Below are 11,665 nucleotides of genomic sequence, written 5' to 3'. Positions count from 1 at the left end.
TCTTGATTAATTAATCTATATCGCCTAGAGGTTAATTAAAACCACATTAATACAACTTTTAACTATTTTTATTTGATTTACTTGTATAACCCAAATTATTGTTTTACCTTTGGGTTATACAAGTATGTCACATGGATAATTTTGATAGTCTAATAGATGTTATTTCTTATTTCGACACCGAAATTAAGGCACTTCAATATTTAGAACAAAAAAGATGGAACGGTCAACCTACCTGTCCCCATTGTAGCTGTTCTAAGGTTTATAGGTTCTCCGACCAAAAGAGATTCAAATGTGCTTCTTGTAGAGAACAATTCACTGCAAAGGTAGGCACTATTTTTGAAGACAGTAAAATTCCTCTTAGAAAATGGTATGTTGCAATTTATTTGGTTAAAGCTCATAAAAAGGGCATATCCTCACACCAATTAGCAAAGGACATTAAAGTAACTCAAAAATCTTCTTGGTTTATGCTTCATCGTATTAGATTTGGACTAGGTGAAAATGAGAACTTAGATAATCAATTGGAGGGTACAGTTGAGCTAGATGAAACTTTTGTAGGAGGAAAAAACAGAAATCGACATGCGGATAAAAAAGTAGCACAATCGCAAGGGCGTAGTTTTAAAGACAAAACTCCGGTAATGGGAATGTTACAAGAAGAAGTTTCAGAATTCATTGAAAGACCTAGCAAAAACAATCCAAATAGAATGGTCATGGAGAAAATTATCCATAGTCCTGCAATTGTTCGTTGTAGAGTTGTAAACAACACTAAAGGGGTTAGTTTAAAGCCAATTATAAAAGAACATGTAAAGGAGGGGAGTATATTAGTCTCTGATGAGTGGACTGCATACCAAGGGTTGGGTAGTGATTACGACCACAGGATCGTAGATCATCGTGTAAAGCAGTATGTTAATGATAATGGAGACACAACAAATTCTTTAGAAGGATTTTGGACGTGGCTTAAAAGGTCTTATATTGGTGTTTATCATTCTATGAGTAAGAGGCATCTTCAAAATTACGTCAATGAAGTCGCATTTAGATTCAATACTCATACAATGAAAGATGGAGATAGGTTGAATTATGCAATGGCTTTTATATCTGGATCAATCAAGTACAATAGGCTAATAGGAAAATGAAATGGCAAAAAATTCTATAATAAATGTTCAAGGGCAAGATATTCGTGTTTCTAATCTAAACAACGAAGACTTTATTTCTTTAACCGACATGGTTAAAGCGTTTGATGATGGAAGTTCATTAATAGAAAAGTGGATAAGAAACATTAATACTATTGAGTTTTTAGGCGTATGGGAGTCTATGTATAACCCAGATTTTAACCTACCCGAATTCGAGGAGTTTAGAACTAGAGCTGGACTCAATTCGTTTACTATGTCTCCTAAAAAGTGGGTCGAAAAAACAAATGCAATTGGATTAAATTCTAAATCTGGCAGGCATGGGGGAGGAACTTTTGCTCATAAAGATATTGCTTTTGAGTTTGGGTCATGGTTAAGCCCTCAATTCAAACTTTTTCTAATAAAGGAATTTCAACGCCTAAAGGAGACCGAAAACAATCAATACAACATTGAGTGGAACGTAAAGAGAGTACTTAGCAAGGCTAATTATGCAATACATACCGACGCTGTAAAGGAGCATCTAATTCCCCAACTGAATATTGATCAAAACAAAGAATGGATTATTTACGCTAACGAAGCTGACTTGTTAAATGTGGCACTTTTTGGATGTACATCTAAAATGTGGAAAGACAATAATTCAAAATTAGCTTCTTCTGGTAAAAATATGCGAGACTTTGCTAGTATTAATGAGTTAACTGTATTATCTAATTTGGAAAGCTTAAACTCAGTGCTTATCACAAATCAGATTGATAAAAAGACACGATTTGAGCAGTTGAGGATTGTTGCCCAAGCACAATTAAAATCCTTAAGTCAAGTTGATTTCGTAAAATCCCTAAAAAAGACCTCCGGAACCACTTATATTGATGCTCAAAAAAATAGTGATCAAAATGGAATTAGCTTCGAAGGGTCTTTTGGAGATGCGATCTCCAAAATATCGAAAGCTGGAAAACCTAAATCTAAAAAACCTTAAACTATGATTAACGAAAGGAAGACTGAGAATATAGTAAGAAGCCACTTTCAACAGTTTTCTAAGATCTATATTGAAGAGCAGAGATCTGAGAATATAAAAATTCAAAAACTTTTGAAAAATGCCTCTAAAAAAGGCATTAAAAATGGATTACCCGAATTTATTATTCAATTTGAAGAGGATAATAATCTCTTAATAGTTATTGAGTGTAAGGGTGATGTATCCAAGCATGAGAGTAAACTTAGGGATCAGTATGGGTCTTTTGCTGTTGATGATGTTTTACTTTATGCTTCATTTTTATCTAAAGAATATGATGTTATAGCCATTGCAGTTAGTGGTGTTGATAATAATAACTTAAGAATATCACACTTTCTTCATCTTAAAGGAGAAAGCAAAGCAATACAAAAATTTTCAGATGAATTATTGACTCCTGAAAGCTACCTTAAAGAATATCTAACAAGTCCTGAAAAATTTAGGCAAGATTATAACAGTCTTTTGTCCTTTTCTAAGGAACTAAATGAGACCCTTCATGCAAAAAAAATAAAGGAATCTCAGCGAAGTTTGTTAATTAGTGGTGTATTAATAGCCCTCGAAAATAGAGCATTTGAAGTATCATATAAACAACACACAAAGCCAGAGGATTTAGCAAATATTTTAGCTGACACTATTTCAAACCAACTTAAGAACGCCAATCTGCACAGTAAGAAGATTGAAAATCTTAAAAATGCATACAACTTTATCAGGACTCATACAGCACTGTCAGGTGAAAATACGGTGTTGTCTGATATAATTGAAAGCATTGATAAAAACATAAACAAGTTTATAAAAACCCATAAATATTTTGATGTTCTAGGACAGTTTTACATTGAGTTTTTGAGGTATGCTAATAGCGACAAAGGTTTAGGTATAGTTTTGACACCGCCACATATTACGGAATTATTTGTGGCTCTTGCAGGTGTTAATAAAGACAGTATTGTGTACGATAACTGCACAGGAACTGGTGGCTTTTTAATTAGCTCTATGAATGAGATGGTTCATGATGCAAAAGGGAATATTGAAAAAATAAAACTGATAAAAGAGAAACAATTAATAGGAGTAGAATGGCAGGACGACATCTTTGCCCTTGCTTGTTCAAATATGTTTATTCATCAAGATGGCAAAACAAATATTATTCATGGAGATTGTTTTGATGCTTCAGTAATTGCCATTGCTAAGGAACAAATGCCAAATGTGGGTTTTTTAAATCCCCCTTATAAAACGAAAAAGACAGATACTGAAGAGCTTGAATTTGTTCTGAACAATTTAGAAGCTTTACAACCATCTGGCACTTGCATTGCGATTGTGCCTATGCAATGCGTTATAGCTACATCTGGTCTTCGGCTTTCGTTAAAGCAAAAACTATTAGATCGACATACCTTGGAGGCTGTTTTCTCAATGCCAGATGAGCTATTCTTCAATTCAGATGTCGGTGTTATCACGGCTGTAATAGTGGCTACGGCACACAGACCCCATCCTTTTAGAAAGAAAACTTTTTTTGGATATTGGAAGGACGATGGATTTACAAAAAGAAAAAATAAAGGTAGGATTGATGCAGTTAATAAATGGGAAAGGATAAGGTCTGAATGGTTAGATACTTACATTAATAGAATTGACCATCCTGGCAAAAGTATAAATAAAGTAATCAAGGCAGAAGACGAATGGTGTGCAGAGGCATTTATGGAAACAGATTATAAAAAGCTAAATAAGGATAACTTTATTGAGGATATTAAGAAATACTTATTATTTGAACAGCTTTATGGACACAATGGATAAAATACCTTTATCAGAAATCTTTGATATTAAGCCCGGAAATAGTTTGGATTTAACAGTTTTAGAAACCTGTGAAAATAATTATCCAAACAAGGTGAATTATGTTTCACGAACCGAGAAAAATAATGGGGTTTCAGCTATTGTTAAGATAATTGATTCTATCAAGCCTTTTCCCAAAGGATTAATAACAGTTGCTGGAAGTGGAAACTCTGTTCTTGAGTCTTGCATTCAACCAATGCCGTTTTATACTGGATATCATGTGTTTGTCCTTAAAGAGAGAAAGGAACTCACAGATTTTGAGAAATTATTCTATTGTTTTTGTATTAAGCAGAATAGATTCAGATATGGCTTCGGCAGACAAGCTAACAAGACTCTTGGAAGTTTACTTATTCCAAAAAATATTCCTGAAGAGTTTAATGATATAACTTTGAATAGTTTAGCGAAAATAAGTCATGATGTATTAAGTCCACAAAATATTGAAATTAATATTGAGAAGTGGAAGACTTTTAAATATGGCGGAGAAGACGGGATATTTGAAATAATAAAAGGCTATTACAATAAAAAGCCAGACCACACATTAAAAGGAAATATCCCATTTGTAGGGTCTTCTGAGTTTACTAATGGAGTAACTGAATATTATTCAATTGACGACATTCGGAATGCTAATAAAGATGAAAAAAGTTCTCAACATCCTATCGACAAAAAGTTATTCCCTGGCAATTGTGTTACAGTGTCAAATAATGGATCTGTCGGAAATGCTTTTTATCAACCAATTGACTTTACTTGTTCGCATGATGTAAATGTGCTCCTTTTGAAGGATGGTGAATGGAATAAGTATATCGCTCTTTTTATTTGTACAATTATCAAGCTAGAAAAATATAGGTGGTCTTATGGTAGAAAGTGGCGACCGTCAAGAATGCTGGATTCAGAAATAAAACTACCAGTAACGGAGGATGGAAAGCCGGACTTTGAGTTTATGGAGAATTACATAAAGTCATTGCCATATTCCACTTCAATTTAGTGGAAACTAATTGGGTTAGTATTGTATATCATTACCAGATATTAATACTTTAATTTAGGTTTATTAAAGTCTAAATTCCAATTCAAAATTAAAGCATTTTTAAAAGATTCTTTATTGACGTTTTGTCTTGATAGTCCATTGAGTAAATTATATTCACACTTATGGATTTATTTATTGACAAAACGTTTTTTTTTAATTTTGGTAAGATAAAATTCAGGTATTTTTTTTCAAAATTTAAAGTTTACTTAATTTCAGTATACACTTTGACAGAGTAAGTATACAGAACAAGGGATAAGCAATTAATTAATGGCAAATTTCAATACCTTTATTTTTGTTTTATAAAAATGCATAAATATGACAGAAATTACCGGAAGAAGAAGCACTAGGTCTTATATAACGCATACCATAGTTTGGGCTGTCTTATTTCTTTTGCCTTTCGTGAATTTCTTGTATGAGCCCGAAAAATGGGCAACAGTTAACAAGGGCTTTCTGTTTATGCAATGTTTCGGTACTTTTTACCTTTTGGTTGCTTTTTATTTTAATTTCCGAATACTAGCTCCAAGATATCTTTCTAAAAATCAAAATTGGGCTTTTTTTCTTGTGGTATTGTCTGGTCTGCTCTTGTATATCCTCATAAATTATTTTTCCTTCACCCAATTTTTTCTAAGCGAAGGCCATATTTTAGATTCGAAAGGAAATAGCATTTCTGCATCAGAGCGTAGGCGTTGGCTTATTTTTCCAGTGGTTATTGGACCTATTCTTTTTTATTCGCTCAATATGCTCATTAGTACATTATTGTATCTTTTTAACGAGCGAAGTAGGCAGCGAGAAATCAATCAATTGGCCGAATTGGAGAAGACAGCTACGGAGCTAAATATGCTTAAATTGCAAATTAGCCCACATTTTTTGTTTAATACTTTGAATAATATTCGTTGGCTGGTTCGTAAAAAATCAGACCAGTCTGAGGAGTCTATTTTGAAACTTTCTGAAATTTTACGATACATTATCTACGAAGTTGGGGACTCAAAAGTAAGTTTAATGCAAGAGGTCGAACACCTCAGAAATTACATAGAATTACAAAAACTTCGTATTCCTGCAGGCGGTAAAGTGGATTTTATAGTATCTGAAGGTTTGGAATCTCTACAAATTCAACCACTTCTTTTTATTCATTTTGTAGAAAATGCCTTTAAATACGGAGTAGACGGGAAAAATGCAACGGAGATAGTTTTTGAGCTTAAAAGAGAAAGAAATGGAATTGTTTTTATTTCAAAAAATAAGATATTGGTACAAGGAAAAAATTCTCTTGAAAACGAAGGTATCGGACTTTCTAACATTAAAAGACGACTGGAATTATTATATCCTGGTGCGTACAAATTGGATATCCATAAATCAGAAAATCAATTTGAAGTTCTAATGAAAATTGAGATTAATGAAAATTAATTGCATTATAATAGACGACGAACCTTTCGCACTTGATATTCTCGAAGACGACTTACAAAGTTTTGAAGACGTAGAAGTACTGCAAAAATTTTCGAGCCCAATAGGTGTTGAAGAATATCTAAAAGAAAACAAAATTGACCTGATTTTTTCAGATATTCAAATGCCCGAAATGCTCGGGACGCAATTTATCCGCAATTTAGAAAATCCACCCTTGGTGATTTTTACTACTGCTTATCATCACTATGCGGTTGAAGGTTTTGAGCTCAATGCAGTAGATTATCTCACCAAACCAATAAGGAAAGAAAGGTTAGTTGTGGCATTGGAGAAAGTCAAAAATTTATTGGTTTTACAAAAACAATTCTTGAAAAAAGACAATTCTGGATTTATCCTTATTCACGCTGAATATAAAAAAATAAAGCTATTTTTTGATGAAATAATTTACATAGAAGGCTTAAAAGACTACGTTAAAATTCATCTTGAAGGTAGGGTGCATCCCATTCTAACCAGATCTAATCTAAAAGGAATGGAAGCCAAACTAACTTCTGATGTTTTTATTCGTATACACAATTCTTTTATCATAAATAAGACCAAAATTACTGGTTTTACTAACTCCCAGCTGTCTTTAGGCAAAGTCGAATTACCTATAGGCAAAAAATTCCTTCCTGATTTAGAGAAGGCAATGGCTTGATTTTAAGCTCTAATTATACGTTTTTCTTTCAAAATTTGCTACTTTCAAAATTTTGGATTGTTCAATTTTATCTTCTGTTTTCTCGCTTTCATCAAATTTCTTTGCAAGCTATCCTTTACAGATATACACAAATTTATTATAAGTATACACAGATAGTGGACTATAGGAATAATGCAAAATTTCCCTTTTACATTTGTTGCATAAATAAAACACCAGGTTTTTTTAAGTCTGGTTATTTACGAAAGAAATTAATAATACAAATGAAAAAGTTATTCGGAATTTTAGTCGCCGCCTTAGTAAGTATCAGCACTTATGCACAGTTTCCAGCGGGTGGTATGAAAATGCAAGATCCAATGAAGGGGCATGTATTTGGAAAAGTAATAGATGAGGCTGGTAAACCTGTTGAATTTGCCACTGTGATTATAATGAAAAGTGTTTTAGACAGTGCTAGTAAACAACCGAAAGACGTTGTGGTAAAAGCAATAACCAGTGAAATGAATGGAGATTTTGATTTTAGTGAATTGCCAGTGTTTGGTAAATTAAAATTAAAAGTGAGTTCGATTGGGTTTGTAACAACAGATTTTGCTGTTGAATTTGAAAAGCCTAAAATGGATGGTTTTGCACCACCAAAGCCTGGACAGCAACCAGATCCAGCAATGATGGCAAAAATGATGGCAGCTTTTGAAAAAGACATGGGAAATCTAAATCTACCAAGTGATTCAAAAGTGCTTGATGCTGTTACGGTTACGGCACAAAAGGCTCTTTTGGAAATGGATATAGATAAGAAGATATTTAATGTGGAGAAAAATATTGTAACCGCTGGAGGAACTGCAGTAGATGTGATGCGTAATATTCCATCGCTTCAAGTTGATATAGATGGAAATGTGAAATTAAGAAACGCGGCTCCTACTTTGTTTATTGATGGCAGGCCAACAACACTTTCTTATGATCAAATTCCTGCAGATGCTATCGAAAAAGTAGAAGTTATTACCAATCCTTCGGCCAAATACGATGCCTCAGGTAGTATGGCAGGTATACTTAATATTGTGCTTAAGAAAAATAAGAAAAGTGGCTATAATGGAATGGTAAACCTAGGAGGCGACCGTATTGGCGGAGGAAATCTTATGACGAATTTCAATGTTCGTCAGGGGAAAGTTAACTTTTCGGTGATGGGAATGGGTATGAGAATGAGGAATAATGTAACAGGAAACAGCGATAGATTCAGCACTATTGGAGGAATTACTTCAAGTACAATACAAGATATTAGTAGCAAAACCACAGGTTTGATGGGATTTGGTAGAGTTGGTCTGGATTATTATTTATCCAATCGTACCTCTTTGTCTATTGGTGGAATATTTGGTGGAGGAAAGTTTACTCCGAAAGAAGACATATTGATAACCAATACAGTTAATGATGTGGTTAGTTTGAGCAACAGACTTTCCAATTCTACACGTCAATTTAAGCCTAAAGGATTACAGTTAGGCTTTAAACACAGTTTCCCAAAAGCAGGGGAGGAGTTAACAATGGATTTGAATTATTTCGGTGGAAGCAATTTGAATGACGCTACTTATAACACCAATTACTTGAATTCGGCGGGTCAGATTTCTGGGGTTCGTATTCAGAAAAATACGGGAGATGGAGGTAATCGTTTTATGACTATTCAAACTGATTACGTAAGACCTCTTAAAAATGAGGGTAATTTAGAGATGGGTTTAAGGGCACAAATCAATACCTTGACTAATCAGAACGATAACACTCTTAAGGCTCTTGGCTCTGATACCTTCGTAAATATTCCTTCCGCATCAACGAATTATACCAGCAATAATAACGTGTATGCGGCTTATATTTCAGTAAGTGGAAAAGTAGGCTCTTTGTTTTCTTATAAAACAGGATTGCGTGCTGAGAGTTCTGCTTATGACGGAAAATTGTTAAATACCAAAGAAGTTTTCACCAATACTTACCCATTGAGTTTATTCCCATCTGTGTTTTTAAGTAAAAATCTTACTAAGACAGATCAAATGCAATTAAGTGTAACAAGAAGAGTAAATAGACCTAATTTCTTCCAGTTGATACCATTTATTGATTATAGCGATAGTTTGAATATCACAAAAGGAAATGCAAATCTAGTTCCGGAATTCACGACATCAGGAGAGATTTCTTACAGTAAGACTAAAGGTACAGGTACTTTTCTTACCTCTGTGTATTATAAGCATACCAATAATTTGATAACCAGGTATTTGTCCCAAGAAATAAATCCTATCAGTGGTAGATTAGATTTAATTAATACTTATATTAATGCCAACTCAAGTGATAATTATGGTGCGGAAATAACCTATACCAATAAAATTAAAAAATGGTGGGATATCACAGCAAATATCAATTTCTACAATTCAAAAATTAATACTGAAAACGTAGAAAACAGTACCCAACAAGGGGCTTTATGGACAACTTTTGGGAAGTTAAACAATAATTTTAGTTTGAAAAATAAGTGGGTAATCCAGCTTTCGGGTGATTATCAAGGAAAATCAAATATGCCAGTAAGTCAAGGTCAGAGTTTTGGACCGCCTATGAGCCAAGCACAAAGTTCATCACAAGGTTATATTGAGCCGTTTTATGGTGTTGATGTAGCGGTTAAAAAAACATTCATGAAAAATGATGTGGCTTCATTGACCTTATCTGCCAATGACATTTTCAGAACTAGAGGTAATACCCAAGTTTCTTACGGTGAAGGATTCACTCAAAGTTACTATCGTCTAAATAATCCTCAAATGGTAAAATTGAATTTCTCTTTCCGTTTTGGACAAATGGACGCCAAAATGTTTAAGAAAAACAACAATGGCTCATCTATGGAAGGAATGCAAATGCAATAATCTAAAGAATACTTTCTTCAAAATAACTACCTTGTAATTTTATGAGGTGGTTATTTTTTTATACTTAAAGCCCCTGATGGGCATTTCGAAACTACTTCAATTATTTCGGCGGAAGTCGCCCCATCAATTTTTATCCAAGGTTTTTCTTTTGGTTGAAATACCTGTGGTAGGCCTCTGGCACATTTTCCAGAGTGAATACACTTTCCAGACTCCCACACCACGGTTATTTCGCCATTGGTGTATTCTTTTTTTAGGTTATTTATGTCCATTATCTATTCTGTTTTTAAATCTAAATATAAATTCTCCTTTTAAAAAAAGCTATAATAATATTTGAAATAATTAGATGGCCACTGGGATATTTTTAAAAACTGGAAGACTTTCTTGTAAATATGCTTTTCTATGCTGCAAGCCCCAAGTTATCATTGCTTCCAATACGCCATTCAATTCTTTGCCAGATTGTGTCAATTCATATTCTACAGTTACAGGGGTAGTATTGTAAACACTTCGGGTAATTACACCGTTGGCTTCTAGATCTTTCAATTCCTGAGAAAGCATTCTTGGAGTAATATTTTCCAATTCCCTCTCAATCTCTTTGAATCTTTTCTTTCCAAATATCAATGTTCCGATTATTGGCATTTTCCATTTTCCTTGAAATACATTTAAAGTATCTCTCACAGCCAAAACATAGGAAGTTGGACATTTTTTGATATTATTTAACTGCTCTAGCATTTTTAATATATTGATAATGTGATAGCTATACTTTTGTATACTGGTATATTAAAGTATACTGATATATTTTATATAGCAAATGTAATATACTTTTGTCAAATCAAAAAACATTAAACAATTATATACATGATATTAATAACTGGGGCAACTGGACAATTAGGAAGAGGAATTATAGAAAATTTATTAAAAACTACACCTTCGAGTGAAATAACTGCGTTTGTCAGAGATGAAACCAAAGCGGCAGATTTAAAGGCTCTTGGAGTTACATTAAAAGTAGGTACTTATCAAGATTCCGATTCTTTAGAAGCTGCAATGTCTGGAATTGACAAAGTGCTACTTATTTCATCAGCCGATTTTGTGGATCGTATTGGTCAACACAAAAATGTGATAAATGCTGCCAAAAAAGCAGGAGTAAAGCAGATTTTTTACACAGGAGTTAGCATTAAAGATATGGATGCTTCACCTATCAAGCCAATGTTGGGAGATCATTTTGAAACTGAAGACTATATCAAAGAACTTGGTTTTGATTATACTTTTTTACGAAATGCTCTTTACTTTGATATTATACCAATGTTTGCTGGAGAAGGCGTATTTGAAAATGGTATTTTTTTTCCAGCTGAAAAAGGCAAAGTTGCCTTTGCACTTAGGTCTGATTTGGCAGAAGCAACAGCCTTAATAATTAATAGTGCTGACAATGTAAATAAAGTATATAACTTAGCAGGCTCAACCGCTTATAGTTTTGAGGAGATTGCTGCTGAATTAAGCAAGTTGTCAGGTAAAGAAGTTGGCTATCTTAGTCCAGAACCAGAAGCTTTCGAAGGGATGTTGAAGCAATTTGGTGTTCCAGACATTATGATTATTTTATCACAATCTTTTGCTGGGGCTTTTAAGCACAATGATTTTGAGGAAACTTCAACTACACTTTATAATATTTTAGGAAGAGAAACTGTTGAATTGGCCGAATTTTTGAAATCAAACTATAAACTGTAAGTTTGCTTTAACAATACATTTTATATT

10 protein-coding genes are annotated in these 11,665 nt (G+C 33.5%); 8 read left to right on the top strand and 2 right to left on the bottom strand.

From position 1 onward, the window contains the following. Nucleotides 1-98: 98 nt before the first annotated feature. The 7 genes from EGI22_RS21200 (at nt 99) to EGI22_RS21170 (ending at nt 9,919) form a co-directional block, all read left to right on the top strand. Nucleotides 99-1,130 carry an IS1595 family transposase gene (locus EGI22_RS21200; RefSeq protein ID WP_255070492.1) on the top strand — a complete coding sequence of 344 codons (1,032 nt, stop codon included), beginning with the start codon at nt 99-101 and terminating at the stop codon, nt 1,128-1,130. 1 nt (nt 1,131) lies between these two features. Continuing rightward, nucleotides 1,132-2,094, top strand: a complete 963-nt coding sequence (locus EGI22_RS21195; protein WP_255070491.1) for a KilA-N domain-containing protein — start codon at nt 1,132-1,134, stop codon at nt 2,092-2,094. Nucleotides 2,095-2,097: 3 nt separating this feature from the next. After that, nucleotides 2,098-3,903 carry a class I SAM-dependent DNA methyltransferase gene (locus tag EGI22_RS21190; RefSeq protein WP_255070490.1) on the top strand — a complete coding sequence of 602 codons (1,806 nt, stop codon included), beginning with the start codon at nt 2,098-2,100 and terminating at the stop codon, nt 3,901-3,903. After that, a complete protein-coding gene (locus EGI22_RS21185) occupies nt 3,896-4,921 on the top strand; it encodes a restriction endonuclease subunit S (RefSeq protein ID WP_255070489.1) in 1,026 nt (341 codons plus the stop codon). The genes EGI22_RS21190 and EGI22_RS21185 overlap by 8 nt, the downstream gene beginning before the upstream one ends. A 354-nt stretch (nt 4,922-5,275) precedes the next feature. Then, nucleotides 5,276-6,361, top strand: coding sequence for a sensor histidine kinase (locus EGI22_RS21180; RefSeq protein WP_255070488.1), 1,086 nt, complete (start codon nt 5,276-5,278; stop codon nt 6,359-6,361). Continuing rightward, the gene (locus tag EGI22_RS21175; RefSeq protein ID WP_255070487.1) at nt 6,351-7,049 is read left to right on the top strand and encodes a LytTR family DNA-binding domain-containing protein; all 699 of its coding nucleotides are present in this window, start codon (nt 6,351-6,353) and stop codon (nt 7,047-7,049) included. Before EGI22_RS21180 ends, EGI22_RS21175 begins: the two co-directional genes overlap by 11 nt. A 260-nt stretch (nt 7,050-7,309) precedes the next feature. Then, nucleotides 7,310-9,919 (top strand): TonB-dependent receptor, encoded by a 2,610-nt coding sequence (locus EGI22_RS21170; RefSeq protein ID WP_255070484.1) that lies wholly within the window; start codon nt 7,310-7,312, stop codon nt 9,917-9,919. A 50-nt stretch (nt 9,920-9,969) separates the two neighbouring features. On the opposite strand, the gene EGI22_RS21165 is transcribed toward EGI22_RS21170, so the two are convergent. Further along, nucleotides 9,970-10,188, bottom strand: coding sequence for a (4Fe-4S)-binding protein (locus tag EGI22_RS21165; protein ID WP_255070483.1), 219 nt, complete (start codon nt 10,186-10,188; stop codon nt 9,970-9,972). 70 nt (nt 10,189-10,258) lie between these two features. Then, a complete protein-coding gene (locus tag EGI22_RS21160) occupies nt 10,259-10,648 on the bottom strand; it encodes a helix-turn-helix domain-containing protein (protein WP_255070481.1) in 390 nt (129 codons plus the stop codon). Nucleotides 10,649-10,774: 126 nt separating this feature from the next. Between EGI22_RS21160 and EGI22_RS21155 the strand changes: the two genes are divergently transcribed. After that, the gene (locus EGI22_RS21155; RefSeq protein ID WP_255070479.1) at nt 10,775-11,638 is read left to right on the top strand and encodes an SDR family oxidoreductase; all 864 of its coding nucleotides are present in this window, start codon (nt 10,775-10,777) and stop codon (nt 11,636-11,638) included. Nucleotides 11,639-11,665: the final 27 nt, after the last annotated feature.

Origin of the sequence: Lacihabitans sp. LS3-19, from assembly GCF_024343575.1 — a bacterium.
In the GTDB taxonomy this organism is placed as follows: Bacteria; Bacteroidota; Bacteroidia; order Cytophagales; family Spirosomataceae; genus Leadbetterella.
The sequence above is the reverse complement of the archived record's forward strand: the minus strand, read 5'-3'. Positions and strand labels throughout refer to the sequence as shown.